Origin of the sequence: Litorimonas sp. RW-G-Af-16 (assembly GCF_048319245.1) — a bacterium.
GTDB lineage: Bacteria > Pseudomonadota > Alphaproteobacteria > Caulobacterales > Maricaulaceae > Litorimonas.
On the sequence record NZ_CP166993.1, the window covers coordinates 1,556,642 to 1,578,981 of the forward strand.

22 protein-coding genes are annotated in these 22,340 nt (G+C 55.1%); 9 read left to right on the forward strand and 13 right to left on the reverse strand.

Features of this window, described 5'->3' with window-relative positions:
* Window positions 1-33 precede the first annotated feature (33 nt).
* Window positions 34-1,317 carry an alginate lyase family protein gene (locus AB8615_RS07740; protein ID WP_409432037.1) on the forward strand — a complete coding sequence of 428 codons (1,284 nt, stop codon included), beginning with the start codon at window positions 34-36 and terminating at the stop codon, window positions 1,315-1,317.
* 51 nt (window positions 1,318-1,368) lie between these two features.
* Window positions 1,369-2,001, forward strand: a complete 633-nt coding sequence (locus AB8615_RS07745) for a bifunctional 4-hydroxy-2-oxoglutarate aldolase/2-dehydro-3-deoxy-phosphogluconate aldolase (protein ID WP_409432038.1) — start codon at window positions 1,369-1,371, stop codon at window positions 1,999-2,001.
* 54 nt (window positions 2,002-2,055) lie between these two features.
* On the opposite strand, the gene yghU is transcribed toward AB8615_RS07745, so the two are convergent.
* Window positions 2,056-2,937 carry a glutathione-dependent disulfide-bond oxidoreductase gene (gene yghU / locus AB8615_RS07750; RefSeq protein ID WP_409432039.1) on the reverse strand — a complete coding sequence of 294 codons (882 nt, stop codon included), beginning with the start codon at window positions 2,935-2,937 and terminating at the stop codon, window positions 2,056-2,058.
* A gap of 72 nt (window positions 2,938-3,009) precedes the next feature.
* Complete coding sequence (locus AB8615_RS07755; RefSeq protein ID WP_409432040.1) at window positions 3,010-3,969, reverse strand: DNA topoisomerase IB; 960 nt, start codon at window positions 3,967-3,969, stop codon at window positions 3,010-3,012.
* A gap of 174 nt (window positions 3,970-4,143) precedes the next feature.
* On the opposite strand from AB8615_RS07755, the gene AB8615_RS07760 reads away from it, so the two are divergent.
* The 3 genes from AB8615_RS07760 to serA are packed head-to-tail and all read left to right on the forward strand — an operon-like array spanning window position 4,144 to window position 7,208.
* Window positions 4,144-5,325, forward strand: a complete 1,182-nt coding sequence (locus AB8615_RS07760) for a phosphoserine transaminase (RefSeq protein WP_409432041.1) — start codon at window positions 4,144-4,146, stop codon at window positions 5,323-5,325.
* Window positions 5,325-5,633: a dATP/dGTP pyrophosphohydrolase domain-containing protein gene (locus tag AB8615_RS07765; protein WP_409432042.1), complete on the forward strand. Its 309-nt coding sequence runs from the start codon at window positions 5,325-5,327 to the stop codon at window positions 5,631-5,633. The genes AB8615_RS07760 and AB8615_RS07765 overlap by 1 nt, the downstream gene beginning before the upstream one ends.
* Window positions 5,634-7,208 (forward strand): phosphoglycerate dehydrogenase, encoded by a 1,575-nt coding sequence (gene serA, locus AB8615_RS07770; RefSeq protein ID WP_409432043.1) that lies wholly within the window; start codon window positions 5,634-5,636, stop codon window positions 7,206-7,208.
* Window positions 7,209-7,220: 12 nt separating this feature from the next.
* Here the strand turns inward: serA and AB8615_RS07775 are convergent, their stop codons facing one another.
* Both AB8615_RS07775 and AB8615_RS07780 read right to left on the reverse strand, forming a co-directional pair.
* Window positions 7,221-8,126, reverse strand: coding sequence for a Brp/Blh family beta-carotene 15,15'-dioxygenase (locus AB8615_RS07775; RefSeq protein ID WP_409432044.1), 906 nt, complete (start codon window positions 8,124-8,126; stop codon window positions 7,221-7,223).
* A 53-nt stretch (window positions 8,127-8,179) separates the two neighbouring features.
* Window positions 8,180-8,881 (reverse strand): bacteriorhodopsin-like, encoded by a 702-nt coding sequence (locus AB8615_RS07780; RefSeq protein WP_409434082.1) that lies wholly within the window; start codon window positions 8,879-8,881, stop codon window positions 8,180-8,182.
* A 337-nt stretch (window positions 8,882-9,218) separates the two neighbouring features.
* Between AB8615_RS07780 and AB8615_RS07785 the strand changes: the two genes are divergently transcribed.
* The 4 genes from AB8615_RS07785 (at window position 9,219) to AB8615_RS07800 (ending at window position 12,622) form a co-directional block, all read left to right on the forward strand.
* Window positions 9,219-10,511, forward strand: coding sequence for an adenylosuccinate synthase (locus tag AB8615_RS07785; RefSeq protein WP_418152089.1), 1,293 nt, complete (start codon window positions 9,219-9,221; stop codon window positions 10,509-10,511).
* A 77-nt stretch (window positions 10,512-10,588) separates the two neighbouring features.
* On the forward strand, window positions 10,589-10,924 hold the full coding sequence (locus tag AB8615_RS07790; protein ID WP_409432046.1) for a hypothetical protein: 336 nt from the start codon (window positions 10,589-10,591) through the stop codon (window positions 10,922-10,924).
* A gap of 99 nt (window positions 10,925-11,023) precedes the next feature.
* On the forward strand, window positions 11,024-11,677 hold the full coding sequence (locus tag AB8615_RS07795; protein ID WP_409432047.1) for a hypothetical protein: 654 nt from the start codon (window positions 11,024-11,026) through the stop codon (window positions 11,675-11,677).
* 30 nt (window positions 11,678-11,707) lie between these two features.
* Complete coding sequence (locus AB8615_RS07800) at window positions 11,708-12,622, forward strand: DMT family transporter (protein WP_409432048.1); 915 nt, start codon at window positions 11,708-11,710, stop codon at window positions 12,620-12,622.
* Here AB8615_RS07800 and thiD read toward each other — a convergent pair.
* The 9 genes from thiD to AB8615_RS07845 all read right to left on the reverse strand — a co-directional run bounded on the left by thiD (window position 12,619) and on the right by AB8615_RS07845 (window position 22,339).
* A complete protein-coding gene (gene thiD, locus AB8615_RS07805) occupies window positions 12,619-13,482 on the reverse strand; it encodes a bifunctional hydroxymethylpyrimidine kinase/phosphomethylpyrimidine kinase (protein WP_409432049.1) in 864 nt (287 codons plus the stop codon). The genes AB8615_RS07800 and thiD overlap by 4 nt on opposite strands.
* Before the next feature lie 123 nt (window positions 13,483-13,605).
* Window positions 13,606-14,421, reverse strand: coding sequence for a dihydropteroate synthase (gene folP, locus AB8615_RS07810; protein WP_409432050.1), 816 nt, complete (start codon window positions 14,419-14,421; stop codon window positions 13,606-13,608).
* A 125-nt stretch (window positions 14,422-14,546) separates the two neighbouring features.
* The gene (gene ftsH, locus AB8615_RS07815; protein ID WP_418152093.1) at window positions 14,547-16,490 is read right to left on the reverse strand and encodes an ATP-dependent zinc metalloprotease FtsH; all 1,944 of its coding nucleotides are present in this window, start codon (window positions 16,488-16,490) and stop codon (window positions 14,547-14,549) included.
* A 113-nt stretch (window positions 16,491-16,603) separates the two neighbouring features.
* Window positions 16,604-17,869 carry a tRNA lysidine(34) synthetase TilS gene (gene tilS, locus AB8615_RS07820; protein WP_409432052.1) on the reverse strand — a complete coding sequence of 422 codons (1,266 nt, stop codon included), beginning with the start codon at window positions 17,867-17,869 and terminating at the stop codon, window positions 16,604-16,606.
* Window positions 17,870-17,900: 31 nt separating this feature from the next.
* A complete protein-coding gene (gene ybgF, locus AB8615_RS07825; RefSeq protein WP_409432053.1) occupies window positions 17,901-18,839 on the reverse strand; it encodes a tol-pal system protein YbgF in 939 nt (312 codons plus the stop codon).
* A 123-nt stretch (window positions 18,840-18,962) separates the two neighbouring features.
* On the reverse strand, window positions 18,963-19,544 hold the full coding sequence (gene pal / locus AB8615_RS07830) for a peptidoglycan-associated lipoprotein Pal (protein ID WP_409432054.1): 582 nt from the start codon (window positions 19,542-19,544) through the stop codon (window positions 18,963-18,965).
* Window positions 19,545-19,699: 155 nt separating this feature from the next.
* Window positions 19,700-20,989: a Tol-Pal system beta propeller repeat protein TolB gene (gene tolB / locus AB8615_RS07835; protein ID WP_409434083.1), complete on the reverse strand. Its 1,290-nt coding sequence runs from the start codon at window positions 20,987-20,989 to the stop codon at window positions 19,700-19,702.
* A 61-nt stretch (window positions 20,990-21,050) separates the two neighbouring features.
* Complete coding sequence (locus AB8615_RS07840; RefSeq protein ID WP_409432055.1) at window positions 21,051-21,875, reverse strand: hypothetical protein; 825 nt, start codon at window positions 21,873-21,875, stop codon at window positions 21,051-21,053.
* The gene (locus AB8615_RS07845) at window positions 21,875-22,339 is read right to left on the reverse strand and encodes an ExbD/TolR family protein (RefSeq protein ID WP_409432056.1); all 465 of its coding nucleotides are present in this window, start codon (window positions 22,337-22,339) and stop codon (window positions 21,875-21,877) included. Before AB8615_RS07845 ends, AB8615_RS07840 begins: the two co-directional genes overlap by 1 nt.
* Between the last annotated feature and the right edge of the window lies 1 nt (window position 22,340).

Consider the following 22,340-nt stretch of genomic DNA (forward strand, 5'->3'; position numbering starts at 1 on the left):
ACCAACTCGACTATTTTTTTGGGGAATTATCATATGTCATTTTTTCATTCCGCGTCCAAATTCGTCCTGACCGCCGCTATTGGCACTCTGAGCATAGCTATGACTGCGGATGCGCAAACATCATCCACTGCGGCGCCACAATTTACAGATAAATGCGCACAGCCCACTGGCAAAGCGCCGCGTCTCTATGTGTTGGATCACGACAATCTCGCTTTTGCGAAAGACCAAGTCCAAGTCAATAGCCGCGAGGTCATGCCTGCCTATGACGCGCTGATCAAAAATGCCGACGCCGCCCTGACGCGCGGGCCCTATAGCGTGACGCATAAGACCAAAACGCCTCCCTCTGGCGATAAACATGATTATTATTCCGTCGGCCCCTATTGGTGGCCTGATCCCAAATCCGACGACGGGCTGCCCTATATTCGTCGGGACGGACAGACCAACCCAGAGCGCTACGATGATAGCTTTGACAGCTCGCGCTTCAGCAAGTTCGGCAAAGACGTCGAGGCCCTGACTCTCGCGAGTTATTTCAGCGGCAATGCGAAATATGCAGACAAAGCCGCAGCCCAAATCCGCACATGGTTTATTGATCCCGCCACCAAAATGAACCCAAATCTCAACTATGGCCAAGCGATCCCCGGTAGAACAGAGGGACGCGGCATTGGGATCATTGATACGTATCGCTTGGTTGCGCTCGTCGATATGATCGGCTTGTTAGAACATCAAGGCGCATTATCCCCTGCGGATGTGGCCGCAATCCAAGACTGGTTTGCCGATTATACGCTTTGGCTTCTGACCAGTAAGAACGGCAAGGAAGAACGCGCAACCGTCAACAATCACGGCATATATTACGACATGCAAGTCGCCGCCTATTCCGCCTTTGTCGGCGACGCGAAAGCTGTGCAAATTCTCTCCGAAGGTATTCGTGACAATCGAATTCCCGCACAGATCAACAAGAAAGGTCAGATGCCGCACGAATTGAAGCGCACGCGGCCTTTCCACTACACTGCTTACACCATCCAAGCGTTTATGGACGCCGCTGACATTGCAGAATGTGTCGGGATGGATCTATGGAATCACGAAACAAAGCGCGGGCAGAGTTTGAAACGCGCCGTTGATTTCCAAGCCAATTATGCGGGCCGCCTCTCCGCTTGGCCGCATAAAGAGATCAAGAAGATCAGCACGGGCGGATTCTACCGCAATCTCCTACGTGCAGAGCAAGCGTATGGTAGCGGCAAATACGCCAAAGCCGCAGCCCAGCACGCAGATCGTAATGCGAAGGATTACTCGAATTTGCTCTTTCCAAATCGTCCTTAAACCTTCAAATAGCGCGCAATATGTATTCGCGTAAAATCAAAAGGCCAGATTATGTCAAACCCGATTATCGACACTCTTCGCAACGCACCCGTCGTTCCCCTTGTGCAATCTAACGATCCAGAGGAAGCGGTCAAAATCTCGGCGGCGCTCATCAAAGGCGGCTTGAATGTGCTAGAAGTCGTCTTGCGCACGGATGAAGCCTATGACTGCCTCGAAGCGATCTGTAAGGCGTTCCCAGACGCGCATGTCGGCGCGGGCACGGTCCTGACGGCAGAGCAAGCGGAGCGTGTTGTCAAATGCGGCGCGACCTTCATCGTCTCTCCTGGCCTGACCGAAGGCGTCGTCAATGTGGCCAAGAAACACGGACTGCCGATCTTGCCGGGCATTGCCACAGCGACAGAATTGCAAACGGCCTACAATATGGGTCTGCGCACAGTGAAGTTCTTCCCTGCCAGCCTCGCAGGTGGCCCAAAAATGCTCAAAGCGCTCGGCTCCGTCTTTCGTGATGTTGAAATTATGCCAACAGGTGGCGTGAGCGCGGCGAACCTGGCCGAATATCTGGCTGTCCCATCAGTCCTCGCCTGTGGCGGCAGCTGGTTGACGCCCAAAGACGCGATCGCAGCGGGTGATTTTGACGCCATCACAAAACTCGCTGCGGAAGCGATTGCGATTGCCAAAGGCTAAGCCCTGACTGACCGCGAATGTATAAGGCTGGGGTTTGCGCCCCAGCCTTTTTTATTAGGTTTTTTTATCGGCCTGCTCTTGCAGCTTCGCCGCGAAATCAGAGGCGTCATGGCGCTCTTTCAAGCCCTTCTCCTCGTCCCAAGGGCGGTTGACCAACTGCCCACGTTGAAAGGTGGGGCGTTCTGATAACTGCTTCGCCCAACGGCCCAAATGGGTATAGCCTTCAACGTCCAAAAACTCTTTGGCGTCATAAAGCAATCCCCGCGCCATCGCACCGTACCACGGATAAATCGCGAAATCGGCAATCGTCAGTTGATCCCCCGCGATAAATTCATGCTCCGCGAGTTGCTTGTCCAGCACGTCCATCTCGCGCTTCACCTCCATGGCGAACCGATTAATCGCGTATTCAATCTTCATCGGCGCATAGGCATAAAAATGCCCAAAGCCCCCACCCAGATACGGCGCACTGCCCATTTGCCACATCAACCACGACATCGTCTCCGTCCGCGCCGCAAGCTCCGTTGGCAGAAATGCGCCAAACTTCTCGGCCAGATAGAACAAGATAGACCCGCTCTCAAAAATGCGCTGCGGATCACCTTTGACGGAATGATCCATCATCGCAGGGATTTTAGAATTGGGGTTCGCCGCAACAAAGCCGCTGCCAAACTGGTCACCCTCCATGATATTGATCAACCACGCATCATATTCCGCACCTGTGTGACCAAGCGCCAAAAGCTCCTCCAACATGATCGTGACTTTCACGCCATTGGGCGTACCGAGAGAGTAAAGCTGCAGCGGGTGCTTCCCAACGGGTAGCGGTTTCTCCTCACGCGCCCCAGATGTGGGGCGGTTAATGCTCGCGAATTTATTCCCATCCGCGCCATTGTCCCATTCCCAAACCTTGGGCGGTGTGTAGTCTGATAATTCCTGCGGCATAAATCTCTCCTAGTTTCAAAATGGGCATAGCGGGGTGACAAACATTTTGAAAGTGACAGTCTTGTGGGATGGCTATTCAGACACCACAGCAAAACAGACCCGCTCATTGGCATAGAGGCGCGTTGGCCCAGACGGTGGTGGCAAATCGCCTCCTGTGCGAATTATGTCCAATATCTTGGGGTGAATATACGACGTTTTGGCGATAGATGGCGTGTTTCCCAGAAACTCCGCAGCGTCCTCGCTAACGGCCTTTAACGTATCGGCATCTCGCTTGCGCATCGCTTCTACCGCCGTGACACTGCCGCCCCATGTTCGGAAGTCTTTCGCCGAGAACCCCTCGCCTAATGTGTTTTGTATATAGGCGTTGACGTGTCGCGCGCGGATCGAAAAATCTTCGCCAGAAAACACATCGGAGCCAGGCTCTGCTTGTAGCTGACGCAACACATCTGCGACAGCCTCGTCGTTAAATGACACTTTGCGGTCTTTACCGCCTTTTGCTGTATATTTAAGGATGACCATATCGCCCTCAAGGCTGACATTGTCTTCGCTCAGCGTCGTTAAACCTCGCGCCCCAGATCGGCGCCGAAATCGGTGATGCCCGATACGTAGCCCCGTTGTGTCAAGCAGACGAATAATGGCGGCGATTGCCAGGTCTTCCGTGTCTTCTGACGCATCCAATATCATGGCTATGTGCTTGCGAAGACGCGGTAGTCCACGGGCAAAATCCGCAAGTCCGGAAAATTTCTGAGCCTCCCGCGCAGCGCGAAACTCTGGGTGATAAATATATTGCCGCCGACCTTTTTCATCTGACCCATATGCCAGAATATGACCCTTCGGATCAGGGGAAATCCAGACGTCTTGCCAAGCTGGCGGTATGGCGAGTGCGTCTATGCGCTTGCCCTCGCTTTGACTGACAGTCTTCCCGTCGCTATCGCTGTAAGTCCAGCCAGATTTGCCCAGCTTAGACCGCGTGACTCCAAGCGTGTCTGTGTCTGATGTTCGCAAACCGATGGTTTCAGGCTGTAATGTCATGGCATGTTTCCTAGAGTTCTACTTACGGATAAAGGGCAACATGCGTTCCCGTAAAACATCTGCGTGTTGAATTGACAGCCATGCCGACTCTCGCCTATAGCGCTCTCGGGTCACGTTCCCCCACTGGAGCGCACTTTAACATTCGTACAAAAACGCGGATGATGGAGCATAGATATGGCGATCGCCACCAATACCGCTGCGGCAGCAGCGAAGCCGACGGTCAAACCCGTCGATCCCCGCTTTAGTGCGGGCCCCACCAAAAAACGTCCTGGTTGGACATTAGACGCGCTCAGCGACGCCGCCCTTGGCCGTTCGCACCGGTCTGCGCTGGGCAAAGCCAAACTCAAAGAGGTCATCGACCTGACGCGCGACGTTTTGCAAGTGCCTGCGGATTACCGCATCGCGATTGTCCCAGCGTCCGATACAGGCGCGGTCGAAATGGCCATGTGGTCATTGCTCGGTCCGCGCGGCGTCGATGTGGCAGCATGGGAGAATTTCGGCAATGCGTGGATCACGGATGCCGAATTGCTCCCGCTAGATGACCTGCGCATTTTAAAAGCGGATTACGGCCACCTGCCGCCGCTGCACCAATATACGGGCGACCGCGATTTGGTCTTTACGTGGAACGGCACGACCTCTGGCGTACGTGTCCCCAATGCGGATTTTATTCCATCTGACCGCGAAGGGCTGACGATTTGCGATGCTACGTCCGCTGTGTTCGCGCAGGAAATTGAATGGGATAAAGTCGATGTCCTGACTTATAGCTGGCAGAAGAATATGGGCGGCGAAGCGGCTCACGGCATGCTGATCCTCGGACCGCGCGCGGTTGAGCGGCTGGAGAGCTACACCCCGCCTTGGCCGCTTCCAAAGATTTTCCGTATGACGAGCAAAGGCAAGCTCAACGAAGCGCTTTTTGAAGGCTCCACCATCAACACGCCCTCCCTTCTCTGTGCGGAAGATCACCTCGACGCGCTAAAATGGGTGAAGGCCCAAGGCGGGCTGGACTTCATGCATGGCCGCGCCGATCGCAACGCGCAATATCTCTGGGACTGGATTGAGCGAACCCCGTGGATCGCTAACCTCGCGGAAAAAGAGGACGAGCGTTCCAACACGGGCGTTTGCCTCAAAATCGTCGATCCGCGTGTGACCGCGCTGGATAAAGACGGCCAAGCGGCGTTTGCCAAATCCATCGTGAAATTGCTGGGCGACGAAGAGGTCGCGCTAGATTTCGGCGCCTATAAAACCGCGCCAGCAGGCTTTCGTATTTGGGCGTCTGGCCTGATTGAATTGTCTGATCTTGAAAAACTCACCCCTTGGCTCGACTGGGCCTTTGAAACCAAGGTCAGAGCCCTCTGATGCCCCGCGAATCTAGCGTGAGCATCTTGAAATGGGGTGACGACACGTTCGGCCCCGTTTCCGATCCTACAGCGCTTGTCCGAAGGGCACAGCTTGAAATGGACGAATTGCTCGAAGCGCTCGACGCCAATGACAATGACGAAGCTGGCCGCGAGGCCGCCGATGTCACTATTTTACTTCATCGCCTCATGGGCCTGCTCGGCAAAGACCTCGCGAAGGAAGTCGACACCAAGATGATGATTAACCGAACACGCCGCTGGACGTCCTCAGGGGACGGCACAGGCGGCCATATTAAGAAAGACACGTAAATGCCTAAAGTTCTTATTTCTGATAAAATGTCACCTTCCGCCATGGAAGTATTCAAAAATCGTGGCGTCGATGTGGACGTGATTACGGGCCTGTCCAAGGAAGAATTGATCAAGATCATTCCTGCCTATGATGGCCTCGCCGTGCGCTCCTCCACCCGCCCTGATGCTGAAATCATCGCAGCCGCGACAAACCTCAAAGTCATTGGTCGTGCGGGGATTGGCGTTGATAATGTCGACATCAAAGCCGCCACAGATAAAGGCGTCGTCGTTATGAACACGCCGTTCGGCAATGCGATTACAACAGCCGAACACGCGATTGCGATGCTGTTCTCCGCCGCCCGACAAATTCCTACCGCTTCTGCCCGCACGCAAAACGGTGAATGGCCGAAGAGCGATTTTAAAGGTGTTGAGCTATTTAACAAAACGCTGGGCCTGATCGGGTGCGGCAATATTGGGGCATTGGTCGCGGAACGGGCGCTGGGCCTGAAGATGAAAGTCATCGCTTACGACCCCTATTTAACAGACGAACGCGCCGTGAAATTAGGCGTGCAAAAGGTGGAGCTTGACGAACTGTTCCAACGTGCGGACGCAATCACACTGCATACGCCATTGGTTGAAGGCACGAAGAACATCGTCAATCGTGCGCGTCTCGGCATGACCAAAAAAGGCGTGATCATTGTCAACTGCGCCCGGGGTGGCCTGGTGGACGAAGAAGCTCTGAAAGACGCGCTGGATGCGGGTCATGTCCGCGCCGCTGCGCTGGATGTGTTCGCCGTCGAACCTGCAAAAGAGCATCCATTGTTTGGCACGCCAAACTTTATCGCCACGCCGCATTTGGGTGCATCAACTTTGGAAGCACAAGAAAATGTGGCGGTCCAAGTGGCGGAGCAAATGGCGGATTACTTACTGACTGGCGCAGTATCAAACGCGCTCAACACGCCGTCCATTTCGGCCGAAGAAGCCCCGCGCCTCAAGCCTTGGGTTGATCTGGCCGATAAGCTTGGCACGTTGATGGGGCAGTTGCTCCACGCCTCTGTGACGTCTGTCGAGATGACCTATAAAGGCGCGATTACAACTCTAAACACTAAGCCGATGACAGCGGCGGCTCTCGCGGGTCTCCTAAAGTCTGCCATGCCCGAAGCCAATATGGTCTCCGCGCCTGTGCTGGCCAAAGAGCGCGGCATTGCGCTGACCGAGAGCTATGTGGATGAGGCGGAGCGGGCCGAAAGCTTGATCCGCATTCAGGTCGATACAGCGGAGCGTAAATACGCGATCGTCGGCACGATCTATCGCGGCGAGCCTCGTATCGTGCGCTTGTTCGGCGTGCCGATGGACGCAGCTTTCCACCCGAACCTGCTCTATGTGCGCAATGAAGATAGTCCAGGGTTTGTCGGCAAGCTCGGCAATCTGCTCGGCGAGAACAACATCAACATTGCCACATTTTCGATGGGTCGTATGGAAGTGGGCGGCGAAGCGGTCTGCCTTGTCGCCATTGATGAGCCAGCCTCAGAGGGAGTGTGCAAAGAAATTGCCGCCATAAAGCAAGTCAAAATCGTCGATGCGGTGAATTTGTAATTGCGTCATAAATTAGGGCGATGTGCGGGTCGTCTCACGGTCGACCCGCAGCAAGGCCTCAACTGGCAGCATGTGCGGGATGATAAATGACACAGCGAGGCCAGTAGCGATCAGGACTGGAATATGCCCTTGATATGTCAAGGTCAGGATTAGAACCGCTCCAATCATAGCTGGAAATGTCGCTGGGCCGTATAACTTGAGAACATCTAACGGCTTGAGGTCAGACTGCGCGCGCGAGACAGAGGCGATCGTGCGCGAGAACTCACCGAGGCCGTGAAATGCAAAGAAATAAACAGCCACGGCTGGCACAGGCGGCAAAATCAGGAAAATACCAATCAAAAACACTAGCCGTAAAACAGACGGCATCTGTCCTGCCTTGGCGCGCAAGACGAACTCCAAAAAAACAGCCAGACCACACGCGATCGCCATGACATGCATTGCGTCGGCGATATATGACGGCGGCGGATCTTGCTCTATCAACAGCGCAAATATGCCAACTGTTTCGACAGGGTAAATCAAGCACGATCCTATAATCACCCACGCGCCAATGAGTCGAAGGGTCGGCTCTGATTGTCCAAAATGCCAGGCTGAGAGCAGGAAGAATATAACAAGTGTGCCGAGCGGCGAAATCAGCCAGCTACTAAAAACGAGAATACCAAATACGATATAAAGAGCCGAATAGGCGAGCGTCGGCATAATAAAGCGGGGTCTATCTTGCGTGCGTTCGACCGCGCCGTGCGGGACACCGAATAAGAAGAATATAATCGCGATCCAGTTTGCGGCGATCGGCGAAACAGCATTGGCAATAATAAGAATAAGAGAGGTTGCAATCGCTGGCTTTAACCAAGCATGTTGCGAAGTAATGGTGTCGCCAGACGGATCAGCAACCCAAAACGCAGGTGGAAAGACGCCCCTCACAGGGCGCCTTTCATAGGGTTTGTATATGACAGATAACCTATCATTCAGTCAGACTAGGCGACGCGATTGTTAGCATCGTCTGACGTTGCAGCGGCCCAGATCACAACACCGAAGGCGATTTTGTTCACAAAATCTGCGAGGTTGTAGACGAGGTTGAGAATGGCATCATTCGCACCCGGCTCACCCATATAGCCCACGATATAGCCGATTGGATAAATCGCCCAACCGATTGTCACAATCCAACGCAGCGCATTAAACGCTTTCTTGGAGGCGATTGTACCTTGGCTTGCATTGATCTTACTCGCTTCACCCGCGAAGATTTCGTAGATGATGTAGAGCCACGCCAGTGTTCCGACGATGAACATCGGCCATAGTAGCCCACCTTGATAGACTTCGCCTAAATAGCCCGTCACCAACATCACGATTGATGCGATTAAGAGTTTCCAGAACAGAGCCGCACGGACAATAGCAATCGCTGACAAGATTAGGAAGAATTCCACAATCTGTAGCGGCACAGTCAAGAGCCAGTCAACATAGCGGAAGACGGTTGGGCTTTCACCCGTTGTCGCCCATACGCCGCGCATATAAAAATAATGTAACGCTGCGATACCTGTCACCATTGCGGCAACTGTGAGTGATGTCTTCCATTTTCCGACCGCGCGATCCCGCTCGACCCAGAAGAAGAAAGTTGCCGCTAGCATTGCGGCGGATATAATCCAGAAGGATACGCCCACTAGGTCTGTGGGATTTAGCATACCTACTTTTTCCATAATAATTCCCCATTATAGATGTTTTGAGCTAGCTTTATGGCAGCTCTATGAAATAGCTACGCAGGGATTTTCAGGGAAGATTGGCAAAAGGTTAAATGAGATTAACTATCGGCCATTTTGTCGCAGTTCGTGTTTTAGGTCGCCCTCGCACTTATTCGCGACAAAATTAGAGTCGCTTGTAGATAAAGCACGATTGAGATTCGCTTTTCCCGCTGACTTTGTCTAAAGACTGAAAAAGTCTGATAGGCGAGATTCTGTCTCGTTTCCAAAAGACGGCGTAAGCAACCCTTGCGCCGTTTTGCATGTAAGAAAAGGCTTTGCCATGGCGAATGTAGTTGTTGTTGGATCGCAGTGGGGCGATGAAGGAAAAGGCAAGATCGTCGATTGGCTCAGCAGCCGCGCCGATGTTGTTGTGCGGTTCCAAGGCGGTCACAATGCGGGCCATACGCTGGTCGTTGACGGCACGACGTATAAGCTCTCCCTTCTCCCCTCGGGTATCGTGCGCGGCGGGAAGCTCTCTGTCATCGGCAATGGCGTTGTCTTTGACCCGTGGGCGTTCCTTAGCGAAGTCACGCGCATCAAAGAGCAAGGCGTGAAGGTTGGGCCTGATAGTTTACAGATTTCCGAATCCACATCCCTCATCCTCCCCATCCATAGCGAGTTGGACGGCATCCGCGAGAACCGTGTTGACGGCGTCAAGATTGGTATGACGAAGCGCGGCATCGGCCCCGCTTATGAAGATAAAGTCGCCCGCCGCGCGATCCGTATCTGTGACCTAGCCGACGAAGCGCACCTGATGGAGCGTGTGGAGAATTTGCTGCACCATCATAATGCTCTGCGCCGTGGTCTGGATCAGCCAGAGACGGATGCGCAGGCACTCTATGATCAACTGATCGAAATCGCCCCGAAAATTCTTCCTTATATGGCCCCTGTCTGGCAAACGCTGGATGACGCCCAAAAAGCCGAGAAGCGAATTTTGTTTGAGGGCGCACAAGGCGCGATGCTCGATATTGATCACGGCACTTATCCTTTTGTCACCAGTTCCAATACCATTGCAGGCCAAGCGGCGGCAGGGTCCGGCATGGGCCCAGGCGCGCTCAATTATGTGCTTGGGATCACCAAAGCCTACACCACCCGCGTCGGCGAAGGCCCCTTCCCGACCGAGCTAAATGACGCGATCGGTCACCGCCTCGGCGAGCGCGGGCATGAATTTGGTACGGTCACAGGCCGCCAGCGCCGCTGCGGCTGGTTTGACGCGGTCATGGTCAAACAAGCGATCATCACAGGCGGCATTACGGGCATCGCCCTGACGAAGCTCGACGTGCTGGACGGTTTGGCTGAGTTGAAAATCTGTATCGGCTATAAACTCGATGGAAAGATCGTCAAACGCCTCCCCGCTGGCGCGACCAATCAAGCCAATGTCGAGCCGATTTATGAGAGCATGCCAGGCTGGCAAGGCTCCACACGCGGCGCACGTAGTTGGGCTGAATTGCCCGCCGAAGCGGTCAAATATGTCCGCCACATCGAAGAACTGATCGGCTGCCCCGTCTCCATGGTGTCCACCTCGCCCGAACGCGAGGACGTCATCCTGATGCGCGACCCGTTTAAGGCATAAATTCAAGCGCTGGACAGCACCTCTGTCAGACCCTAATGAAGAGATATAGAGAGAGATACATAAAGGAAATTACGACTATGACCGCACGATTTTTACTACTCTGTTTTGCGGGCTTGAGCCTCGCGGCCTGCACGACAACGACCGCACCGACCTCGGCCAAAGCAACAGCGCCGGCGGCAAAAGCCGTTGCGCCGTCAACACAAACAGCGGCCGCTGATACTGCGGCGGACGAAGAAGATCCGATGATTTGCGAGATGGTGGCTGTCACAGGTCAAATCCGCAAAAAAGAAGTATGCATCCGCAAATCCAATCGTGACGCGCGCAAAAAAGATGGTCGCAATTCACTTGACGGTATTCAGCGCGGCGCACTTTCCTCTTGCATCCCGAATGCAGGCGGCGCCTGCGGCGGTTAGGCCAAAGCTATTCTCAGACGATCCGCGCCATGATTGACATCGGGTCGTCTATGCTAGGGTATGTCGCGCCAAATATACCACATTCTTGGACTTAGTTGAGTGGTCTGGACAATCATAAACCGTCTGCTCGGCTGGGTTGGGATCGCGATTTACGCGGCCCTTGTCTATGAAATGCTGCGCCTGTGGATTTCGCCGCAAGCGAATGAAGTTGACCGCATTGCGACCCTCGCCGTGATGATGGCATTTGAATTCATTATGGTTCATTCTGGCGTGTTCATGGCCGCCTTACCGAGGAAGTTTACGATCTTTTTCTTTGTGCCGTTTTACGGCATTTTCGCGCTTATCTTCAACTCGCTCGCCCCGGGGAATGAGATACTTTATCTCTATATGGGCGTGGTGTTCATGCGCATGCGCTTCGCCTTTTCGGATGCAGATGAGGCGACAAAAGCCGCAAGTGTGATCATGTCAATTTTGGCCGTCTTTATATATTTCGTCCTCGTCTTTATCTTCGCTTTTGGCGCAGCCCTCGTGCCAAGGCTTGGCTTAACAGAAGCGTTTTTAGAGATGGCAGGATATGCAAACGCCCATAATTCTGGGGGAATATTTATTGATTACCCCCATGTACCGCTCGCTATGGGCACCGTATATTTCACGCTGCTAGCGATGTCTGAAGTCTGGGTGTTCAAACTGTTTTCAACGAAATTGCCTGCGAGAGGCGAGATCAATTCTGGTACAGGCTCATCAAGACATTGACCCGTCCCGCTCGCCCTGCCAAGCGGAGCTATGACGACCTCCTCTGATTCCAAATTATCGCCTGCAGCCTTTATCGGGCTGTCGCTGACTTTGGTCTTGATCTGGGGCAGCGCCTTTACGATGACGCGCGTGGGGGTGAGATATATCTCCCCGATCTGGCTCGTCGCATTTCGTCTGATGATCGGAACCGTGGTGATTACGGCCTATATGTATGCGCGCGGGCACCGCTTTCCAGCGCTCCGTGATAGGCGCTGGCTGTGGTATTTCGTCATTGGCGTGACGGGCAGTGCGCTCCCGTTTTTCTTAGCCTCAAAGGGCATGATCACGGTCGATAGTGGGGTTTCGGCGATCATCGTCGGCATTATGCCCTTGGTCACAATCGTGCTGGCGCATTTCTTTGCCGATGAACGCCTAACGCCCGCCAAGTTGATCGGTTTTGTCATTGGGTTTCTTGGCGTTGTCGTGCTGTTTATCCCTGATGATTTCAGCCTCAGCCTTGTCAGTGACTGGCGGGCGCAACTTTTGATTATGGGCGCCGCAGTGAGTTACGCCATCACGACGATTATCGCAAAGCGCGCGCCTCAAACTCCGTCCAGTGTGGGCGGGGCGATGATGACGATTGGAGCCTGTCTGGTGGCTACCATAGCGGGCGTCATCAGCGGCGTACCAAGCGAGATACCGTCAGCCCTCGGCCTCCTCATGGCGCTAGGGTTAGGTCTGGGCGCCTCTGGGATTGCCACGATTATCTTTCTGTATTTCATCGACAAAGCCGGGCCGAGCAATCTGGCCAAGGTTAATTATTTCGTGCCGCTATGTTCTGTGATCTTGGGCGTTACATTTTTGAACGAGGCCTTTAGCTGGCGCATTGTCGTCTCATTCGGGATGATCTTGATCGGCGTGATGATCGCGCGGGCAGGAGAGAAGCCGCCAGTCGCCGTCGCCTAAGAGGTCAAGCCTTTGAGCGCCGCAAAGGGATTGTTGCTCTCGGGCGGCGTGTCGTCCTCGCCCAATTCCATCACTAGGCCATGATTAAGCGGACCATTGCCAGCCCCCAATTTCGGCGCAGTTTTGATCGCTTGGAACACAAATTCCCGTGCAATCTGAACAGCTTCGTCCAGCGGTATATCCATCGCCATATTTGCCGCCACCGCGCTCGCTAGCGTGCAGCCCGTCCCGTGTGTGTGGCGCGTGTGTAGACGCGGGCCAGACATGATATTTGCCCCCTCCTCGCTGACCAAAACATCGACCACAGACTTACCCTTAAGGTGCCCGCCCTTCATCAACGCCGCATAGACATTATGCGTCAGCAGCTTATCGCCCGCCGCAGTTAATTCGTCGATATCCGTGATCTTCATCCCCGTCAGCAGCTCGGCCTCTGGCACATTCGGTGTGACCAAATCCGCGAGGGGGAGCAGCTTTTCAATCAAGGCTGTCACCGCCGCCGTCTCCAGCAATGTGTCGCCAGATGTCGCCACCATAACGGGGTCAAGGATCACAAAAGCATCAGACTCCTCAATCTCTTCGGCCACAACATTGATGATCTCTGCATTGCCCAACATGCCGATCTTGATCACGTCCGCGCCGATGTCAGACGATACAGAGCGGATTTGCGCCCGCACTAAGTCGGCTGGCATGATCTCGACCTGCTGCACGCCCACCGTATTCTGCGCGGTCACAGCCGTAATCGCCGTCGCCGCATAAACGCCAAACGCCGCGCAAGTCTTGATGTCCGCCTGTATCCCCGCCCCGCCAGAGGAGTCAGAGCCAGCAATGATGAGAACGCGGGGGGTGGTGTTGGTGGTCATATGTTAGCCTTCGTCATCAGCCGCTTTATGCAGGTGATCCATTCGCAGAATTATATAAACATTCCCGTGAAAGGGTCTAGGTCTCGCCAAGTAGGATTTTTCGCTTCAATCAAATTCATACACTTAACCACGATTAATCGCCTCCCAAACCTTCACCGCCTGCACCGTCTCGGCGACATCATGCACCCTTAAAATATCCGCGCCCGCTTGGAGGGACCAGAGGGCGGCGGCGAGGCTTCCGCCGAGGCGGTCATCCGCGCTTGAGCCGTCAATACGCCCGATAAAGCTTTTCCGCGATGCCCCCATCAGGACGGGGCAGCCGAGGTCTTGAAAGACCGCTAACTCCCGCAAGATCGCAAGATTATCTTCCTGCCGCTTCCCAAAGCCAAGCCCTGGATCAATCGTCACGCGCGCCCGTTCAATGCCCGCAAATTCCAGCGCGTCCAGCCGCTTGGCGAGATAGTCGCGCACATCGCGCACCGCATCGTCATAGCGCGGACTGTGCTGCATCGTCTCGGGGCTGCCTTGCATGTGCATGATAATGACAGGGCAAGCGAGGTCAGATGCTGTGGCTTCTGATCGATCTGAAAAGGTCAGCGCGGTGACGTCATTCCAAATGTCCGCGCCCGCATGGATCGCGGCCTCTGCGACCTCAGGCTTGCGCGTATCGATAGAGATAACGGGGCCAATTTCGGCGTCTCGCGTGGCCTCTCGGATTGCAGCGATCACGGGCACAGTGCGACGGATTTCTTCCAGCACGTCAATTTCTTCTGCGCCAGGTCGTGTGCTTTCGCCGCCAATGTCGAGGATGTCCGCGCCCTGCTCCATCAGCCTCTGCGCTTGCCGCACGGCGAGTTCTAAGCTGTCATAGCGCCCGCCATCCGAAAAACTATCGGGGGTGACATTTAAGATGCCCATGATTTTGCAGCGTTGGCTCATACGCTCCCTTTAACTGCGACGGCGTGAAGATCAAGAGCGCGGCACGCCGCAGTCTCGTACCCACACAAAAAACCCCGCCGCATCAATGGATGGGCGGGATTTAAATGTTTGACAGACTGAAAGGTCTAAGCGTCTGGATTTACATCCCGCGCCGTTGACGCGCCGCCAATCGGCTTGGGCTTTGGCTTGCGAGTCGTTGGCACAGCCGCGACAGCGGGCTTCCCGCCGCCAGAATTATCTGGACGCTTCGGCTTCGTGCCGTTCTCGATCAGCTCTTTGATTTCATCGCCAGATAGCGTTTCATATTCCAACAGAGCTTCGGCCAAGGCGACCCAATCCTTCTTTTTCTTCTTCAGGATTTTGATCGCTGTTTCATGCGCTTCTGTCACAAAGCGCTTGATCTCGCTCTCGATCAATTTCGCTGTCTCAGGCGAAATCGCAGAACCGCGCCCGATGCCGGGGTGGAAACTTTGCTGATCTGTATCTTTATAGGCGATTGGGCCGATCTCGTCTGACAAACCCCATTCCGTGACCATAGCGGTCGCGATGCGGGTAACTTGTTCAATATCAGAGCTGGCGCCAGATGTGACCTTGTCATAGCCGAAGTGGATTTCTTCTGCGGCACGCCCGCCCATCGCCATCGCCATACGCGCGATCATTTCTTGACGTGACTGCGAAATTTGATCGCGCTCAGGCATATATTGCACCATGCCAAGCGCTCGTCCGCGTGGGATAATCGTGGCTTTGTGGATCGGCAAGCTGCCCTTCATGTTCAGGCCAACAATCGCGTGACCCGCTTCGTGATAGGCTGTCATCGCCTTTTCTTCATCAGACATTGCCAGCGTATGACGCTCCGCGCCCATCATCACTTTGTCCCGCGCATCTTCAAATTCGCGCATGGTGATCTTGAGTTTATTGCGACGGGCGGACAGCAAGGCTGCCTCATTGACAAGGTTCATCAGGTCAGCACCTGAGAAGCCCGGCGTACCGCGCGCGATGTATTTTACATCGAGATCAGCGGCGATAGGCTTGCCCTTCATATGGACTTCAAGGATTTTCTCGCGACCCTGAATATCGGGATATGGCACTTCAATCTGACGGTCAAAACGGCCCGGACGCAGCAGCGCTTTGTCCAGCACGTCAGGGCGGTTGGTCGCGGCGATAATGATGATACCTTCATCACCTTCAAATCCGTCCATCTCGACGAGGAGTTGGTTGAGCGTTTGCTCGCGTTCCTCGTGGCCGCCAGATGTGCCGACACCGCGGTGACGACCCACGGCATCAATCTCGTCAATAAAGATGATACAAGGCGCTTGCTTCCGCGCATCGGCGAACATTTCGCGGACGCGGGATGCACCGACACCGACAAACATTTCGACGAAGTCAGAACCAGAGATCGTAAAGAACGGCACGCCCGCCTCACCCGCAACGGCGCGGGCCAGTAAAGTTTTACCTGTGCCAGGAGGGCCCACGAGCAATGCGCCCGTCGGGATACGCGCACCGAGGCGCGTGAAACGGCTGGGGTCTTTGAGGAATTCGACCACTTCTTTGAGGTCTTCTTTAGCAGACTCGACACCCGCAACATCGTCAAATGTCTTGCGCTGTGTGTTTTCAGTCAGCAACTTCGCCCGCGACTTGCCAAAGCTCATCGCACCGCCACGGCCCCCGCCCTGCATATTGCGGAAGAAGAGGATAAACAGACCTGCGATAATCAAAAGCGGCAGGGTCGCCATCAGGATGCTGCCCAGCACGGATTGTTGCTCAAGCGGCTTGGCTGAAACGGCGGTGTTTGTGCCTTCAAATATATCTGCGAGGTTGTCCTGATACGGATCAACTGTCACCAAATATTCGGATCCATCTGTCATCGTGCCAGTAATCTTGCCGCCTTGGCGATCAATGCTGGCCGTCTCGACTTGATTGGCTTGCGCTTTTTCAACGAGTTGTGAATAGATGATCTCGTCCGAATTTGCGGGATTATTCATCCCAGATTGCGTCGCGCTCATCACGAGTAAAATCATGGCGAGGACGACGCCCCAAATTGCCAGATTGCGCATATTCGTATTTTTCATCAGCTTGACCTATTAATGAGGAATTCCATCTGCTTTAACACATAGGAAGTTCTCGCACAAAACAAAGCGCTTTAGACGCTTAATTTTCATACGAAGCTGCGTTTAAAGGCGATTTATATAGCTTTCGGCGTTTTTGACGTAGTACCGAAGTGTGCATAGAGGCGTTTCGTGACCAAATTCTGCATTTGCACGCCGTCAGCGCTGTCTCCGTAAATGATCTCGCCTTTCACAATCATCGGCAAAGTCCCGCGCACTTCCTTTGGATAGTTCGTAAGTCCGTCCAGCTTTTGCAAATGCCCATAGGCGGCCTGCACAGCAAAGCCCGTTTGGCTTGCCTGAATGGCGAAACGCCCGTCCCATATGAGCGGGTAGTCCGTTGGAATATCGACAGGTGCGGCCAGCGCAGCGCCGTCCCCGTCTCCTCCCGCGCGGCCTTTGACAGCGACCGGGTCGCGCGTGAACAGAAATCCATCGGCGGTCTTGACCACCCACGCCCCCGCCAAAGTCGCCGCGTCAAAATCTGCCGCCTCCATCCGCGCGGCCAACGCCTCTCGCCGTGCCGCATCAATCGGCCCACCCGAGCCAGACACCGCACGGAGCAGATGCAGGAGCAATTCAACGGGCGGCACGCGGGTCGTTGTGACATAGCCCGCCGCATGCAACGTCGCGTGACGCGCGAGCCACGTGCCAAATAACGCGGCCTCCGCATCTCGACGCGCACGGTTCTGGGTTTGAACCTCCAGCAGCTTTTCCGTCAGCCCCGCTTTTACGCCCAGTTCTGACCGCGCTTTGATCCGCGTGAAGTCTTGATTTTCATTGGACGGATCGTCGATCCAAGACAGGTTTTCTGCGCGGTTATACGCCCGCAAATCCTGTCGCGATACGCGCAGCAAAGGGCGGTGCAGCGTAACCTCTGCGAGCGCGGGCCAAAGCGGGCCGTAAGCACTCTCCGCCATCCCCGCCAAGCCGCGCCAGCCCGTCAGCCGCGCCTTTCGCATCAGCAGCGTTTCGGCCTGATCATCCGCCGTATGCGCGGTTAGCAAATGCGCGAGCCCTGCGCGGCGGCACATGTCTCCCATCGCGGCGTAGCGATATGCCCGCGCTTTGACTTGCAGCCCGGTCGTGACGCCGCCGTGGTCCCAGCGTTTTGTGATAATTGTGTAACCCAAATCCCGCGCGAAATCGGCTGATCGCTCTGTCTCCAAAGCGCTCTCACGGCGCAAATTATGATCAATGATAAAGGCATGGGTCGCCAACGGGTGATCGCGCAGCGCGTGGAGCAAAGCCGTGCTGTCCCCCCCGCCCGAAAACGCAATCGCGACAGGCGTGTCTAGCGTTTGGACAAAGCTAAAGAGTTGATTGAATTGAGCCGGCGTCATGCCCGCCCCTAGCAGGTCAGAGGCCAGACTTCTAGCAACCTGTTCGCGCCGCTTCTGTATTGGCCTTGGCCCTCACCGTCGCCGACGCATTCGGGAATTGGGCGGGGAAGCTGGCCAGGGTTTGGCAGGCTTCGCTGATCTGGCCCAGTTCACGGAGGCTGGCCGCGAGGCGCACCATAGCGTCAGGGGCTTTTGCGCCTTGCGGGGCTTTACGCATCGCGCCAATATAGGCATCCGCTGCGTCCGCATATCCGCCGCGCACAAAATAACTCTCGCCCAGCCAATACTGCATTTCACCTGCATCGGCGGCGTCTGGATTAAATTGGAGATATTGCGACAGCGCAACCTGCGCCCCTGCATAATCTCCCTCTGCGAGCTTCGTTTTGCCGAGCTGCCCCAACTGCGTCACGTCATTGGAAGGGGCAGATTGGATGATTGCGGCTTGACCGCCTAGCGTATCGACTGAGGGTACATTCAACGTCTGCTCTTTTAACGTCGGCGCGGAGGGCACGGCGGAAATCGGACCCGTTGCGCTAGATGATGGCTGTCCAGACAGCGTGGCATTGCGGGCCGCTTGTTGCGCTTGGTTTGTTTCCCGCGCGACCAAATCAACGGCGTCCAGATGGATTTTCATGCGGTTAGAGAGGCCTTGCATCGCACGCACATCGCCCGCCAAAGCGTCAACTTCTGACTTCAAATTATCGCGCTCAAATGTGATGCGCTCTAATTCGCCGCGCAGAGCACGCTGGCTTGTCTCCAGCGTATCAATGCGCTGCATCAACCGCTCCGCGGCCGGATCACCCGTCAGCATGCGCTGTTCAAGACGCGATAAGCGCTGCTCTAGCGCCGCATTTTGCGCGGCCAAGTCTTTCTTGGACTGCGCAAAGGCAGGGCTGCTCCAGACTCCCATTAATAGGAGTGTCGAAAATGCGAGGGTGGCAAGTTTGGACTGCACAAGTTTGGACTGCATGAGATTACCTCTTCGTTCATGTCGCCACAGCATAGAACAGCGCAACGGGATTGGCCCGTTAAAAGGCCGTCAGAGTGGTGAATGTCAGGTTAACAGCCCGCCAAAACGGGCGTGTTAATTCGGCTAAGAGCGGCCTGCGCTGCTCAAATTGGTAAAGCCGTTACGATTACGCGCCCATCCCTCTTGGTTGCTGCGCGGGTCGATTGGGCGTTCTTTGCCGTAGGATACAGTCGACAGACGCGACGGATTCACGCCTTGGGACACCAGAAACTCTCGCACCGCATCCGCACGGCGCGCACCGAGGGCGAGGTTATATTCCCGCGTCCCGCGCTCATCCGCGTGACCTTCGATCACGGCGCTATATTCGGTATAAAGCTTTAGCCATTCGGCTTGGCTGCGCAGCGCCTGACGCGCGTCATTGGTGAGTGTATATTGGTCATAGCCAAAGAAGACACGCGCTTCGCCGCCGCTCTGATAGGCGAAATCTTCTGCCGTGCCAGGGATTGGTAAATTAGGATCGAGGGCGACCACATCTGGCTGCTCAATCGGAGCTTGAATAACGGGCGCTTGCTCAACAGGCGCTTGGAAAACAGGCGCTTGTTCGACGGGAGCTTCTATCACTTCTTCAACGGGATCGGGCTTTGTCGCACACGCCGAAAGGGCGGCGAGAGTTAAGCCTCCGAGGATCAATGCTTTATATGTCATGTCAGTCTCCTGCAAAAAAATCTGTTATCATTCAATCTAGCTAAGCATGGGAGTTCAAGCGATTTCCGTGACCTGTCCGAGAATTCATCTATCACTGTCGCTCAAACGCCTCACTTTATGTCCATATGGTTAGGTCAACCGCTTTGTGGGCGAAATTAAGGCAGAATTGGGGACCAAGCGGGGTCAGAGGCCTGCCCCGGCGTGCTGACTTTGCGCAGGTTTTGTCCTGTCAGGTCAACCGACCAAATTTCGGACCCGCCCCGCTCTCCGCGCGTGCTGCGAGAGAAGAGGATAACGCGACCATTGGGGCTCCAAGTTGGGCTTTCGTCTAGATAGCTTTCTGTTAGTTGACGCTCATTGCTACCGTCTGGGTCCATCACGCCGATGGCAAATTTGCCGCCGCCGCTTTTCACAAAAGCGATTTTGTCTCCGCGCGGGCTCCAGACAGGGGCGTTATAACGGCCTTTGCCGAAGGTAATGCGCTTTGTGCCTGATCCGTCCGCGTTCATCACGTAAAGCTGCGGCGAGCCGCCTCTGTCTGAGTTAAACACGATCTTGCGGCCATCGGGTGAAAAGCTGCCAGAAATATCAATACCAGGGTCCGTTGTCAGGCGGTTGGTCGAGCGCGACTGCAAATCCATGACATATATATCAGAATTCCCTTTGCGCTCCATTGCGAGGATCAGCTTGTCACCCTTGGGCGAGAAACGCGGCGCAAACGTCATCCCTGGGAAATTGCCGAGCAGCTCCCGCCGTCCCGTCTCGATCTCTAGCAGATAGACTTGCGGGCGATTATTCTCATAGCTCATATAAGTGATCTTCTGCGAATTGGGCGAGAAGCGCGGGGTCAAGACGAGGTCTGATCCCCCCAGCAAATATTGCGGGTTCGCGCCGTCTTGATCCATAATCGCGAGGCGTTTGCGGCGGTCAATCTTGGGGCCTTTTTCGTCAATAAAGACGATGCGGCTATCGAAATAACCCTCTTCTCCGGTCAGCGCTTTATAGATTGCATCAGACGCTTTATGCGCTGTGCGACGCCAGTTTTCAGGGGTCGTGGCGAAGCGTATGCCCGCGAGCTGCTTGCCCGCAAACACGTCCCAGAGGCGGAACTCGACGCGCACACGGGTCGGGTCATCAACGACGATACGACCAGACACAAGGGCTTCGGCCTTAATCACACGCCAATCAGAAAATGTTGGTTCATAGTCGATATTAGTCTGTGTTTCGAGGAAGCTGGCAGGATCGAGCGATTTGAACAGGCCAGAGCGTTCAAGGTCTGCACGGATAACCTCCGCAATATCTTGACCGAGTTGGGTCGCTTGCACGCTCTCGCCGAGGAAGTCGGGAATAGCGATCGGGGTCGGGTCAAGATTGCCCTTCGTGATATCAATTTCGATCTGCGCATAGGCAGAGACAGAGCCGAAGAGCACAGCAATGCACCACATCAAGGTCAGGCGTATAAGTGTCAAAAGAGCTTTCAAAACATATCCTTCGTTAAACATTGATTCAGATTTGCGGGCGGAAATTCAGGGTGATGCTTTGCCACTGCATATATTTCTCATCGGGCAAAAAGTCATAAGGCGCGCATTGCTGCACAGCGCGAACCGCGCGTTGCTCCGCCACATCCCAGAACGGGTTACCTGGCGAACTCCGACGAGATTTCGCGCGGTCAATGACTTTGACGTCCTCGACAAAACCGCCGCGCAGCATGGATACGTCCAGCCGCACAATCAAATCTTGCGGGTCTTTCGCGTCCGCTGGCATGCGCCAACATTTATACATCGCCGATTGCAGCGCATCGAGTTCTGAGAGCGTCATCGCCGTCCCTGCCCCCGTGCCCGCACGGTTGACGGACTCGTAGTTGATATTATCCGTCTCGCCCTGCAGCGTTTTCTGCTGATTTTTCTCAGGCGCCGTGGTCTTGGATTTGTCGACAAGGGCCGCAAGCTTATCCAGATCAAAGCTCGGCTTTGTCTCCTCGGGCGGTTCAGGCGTGTCAGGTGTCGGGATAGCTTTTTCGTCAACCTCTGGAATGACGGCTTCGGCCTGCTTCACAGGCGCAGAGTTATCCTTTGGCGCAACTTTGACCGCGTCGTCTTCGTCGGGCGCAGCCTCCATCGGGTTCACCAGCGTCATGGGGTCATCCGCCTCTAGCGGTTTAGGGTCAGGCTTGCGGATCGCGGCGCGGACATTGGTTTCAGGTGCAATCGTGATCAACTCAATCGGAATGACGCGGCCTTCTTGCAACGGCTTTGCCGCCCCGCCCATCCAGCCAAAGCCAGCGAACACAGCTGCGTGCAGCAGCAGAGATATGGGCAAGCCCGCTTTCACTACTGCCCACCTGCCCCTGCGCTAACGGGGTCAGTCACGAGGCCGAGATTGGAAAAGCCTGCCGCGTTGACGCGCGCCATGACTTTCATCACCGCGCCGTAATCGCTGCCCGCATCCGCGCGCAGATAAATCCGCTCTTCATAGCCATTCGCCGACACCGCAATCAGTTTCGTCGCAAGGTCTTCGAGCGAGATTTCGTCGTCTTGGATAAACACTGTGCCAGATTTATCGACAGAGATCGTGATCGGCTCTTGCTGCGAGGGCAGCGATTTCGCATCCGTCTTGGGCAATTCCAGCGGCACTCCAACCGAGAGCAGCGGCGCAGCGACCATGAATACGATCAGCAGCACAAGCATAACATCGACCAAGGGTGTGACATTAATGTCCGCCTTGACGCCGCTGCGGTTCCACCGTCCGCGACCGCGGCCAGATGACCGCCGGGATGATCCGACTGACGCACCCATG

Bases quoted from the DNA above. Each gene is read 5' to 3' on its own strand.
- AB8615_RS07740 (WP_409432037.1), top strand. From the start codon at position 34: ATGTCATTTTTTCATTCCGCGTCCAAATTCGTCCTGACCGCCGCTATT.
- AB8615_RS07745 (WP_409432038.1), top strand. From the start codon at position 1,369: ATGTCAAACCCGATTATCGACACTCTTCGCAACGCACCCGTCGTTCCC.
- yghU (WP_409432039.1), bottom strand. From the start codon at position 2,937: ATGCCGCAGGAATTATCAGACTACACACCGCCCAAGGTTTGGGAATGG.
- AB8615_RS07755 (WP_409432040.1), bottom strand. From the start codon at position 3,969: ATGACATTACAGCCTGAAACCATCGGTTTGCGAACATCAGACACAGAC.
- AB8615_RS07760 (WP_409432041.1), top strand. From the start codon at position 4,144: ATGGCGATCGCCACCAATACCGCTGCGGCAGCAGCGAAGCCGACGGTC.
- AB8615_RS07765 (WP_409432042.1), top strand. From the start codon at position 5,325: ATGCCCCGCGAATCTAGCGTGAGCATCTTGAAATGGGGTGACGACACG.
- serA (WP_409432043.1), top strand. From the start codon at position 5,634: ATGCCTAAAGTTCTTATTTCTGATAAAATGTCACCTTCCGCCATGGAA.
- AB8615_RS07780 (WP_409434082.1), bottom strand. From the start codon at position 8,881: ATGCTAAATCCCACAGACCTAGTGGGCGTATCCTTCTGGATTATATCC.
- AB8615_RS07785 (WP_418152089.1), top strand. From the start codon at position 9,219: ATGGCGAATGTAGTTGTTGTTGGATCGCAGTGGGGCGATGAAGGAAAA.
- AB8615_RS07790 (WP_409432046.1), top strand. From the start codon at position 10,589: ATGACCGCACGATTTTTACTACTCTGTTTTGCGGGCTTGAGCCTCGCG.
- AB8615_RS07800 (WP_409432048.1), top strand. From the start codon at position 11,708: ATGACGACCTCCTCTGATTCCAAATTATCGCCTGCAGCCTTTATCGGG.
- thiD (WP_409432049.1), bottom strand. From the start codon at position 13,482: ATGACCACCAACACCACCCCCCGCGTTCTCATCATTGCTGGCTCTGAC.
- folP (WP_409432050.1), bottom strand. From the start codon at position 14,421: ATGAGCCAACGCTGCAAAATCATGGGCATCTTAAATGTCACCCCCGAT.
- ftsH (WP_418152093.1), bottom strand. From the start codon at position 16,490: ATGAAAAATACGAATATGCGCAATCTGGCAATTTGGGGCGTCGTCCTC.
- tilS (WP_409432052.1), bottom strand. From the start codon at position 17,869: ATGACGCCGGCTCAATTCAATCAACTCTTTAGCTTTGTCCAAACGCTA.
- ybgF (WP_409432053.1), bottom strand. From the start codon at position 18,839: ATGCAGTCCAAACTTGTGCAGTCCAAACTTGCCACCCTCGCATTTTCG.
- pal (WP_409432054.1), bottom strand. From the start codon at position 19,544: ATGACATATAAAGCATTGATCCTCGGAGGCTTAACTCTCGCCGCCCTT.
- tolB (WP_409434083.1), bottom strand. From the start codon at position 20,989: ATGTGGTGCATTGCTGTGCTCTTCGGCTCTGTCTCTGCCTATGCGCAG.
- AB8615_RS07845 (WP_409432056.1), bottom strand. From the start codon at position 22,339: ATGGGTGCGTCAGTCGGATCATCCCGGCGGTCATCTGGCCGCGGTCGC.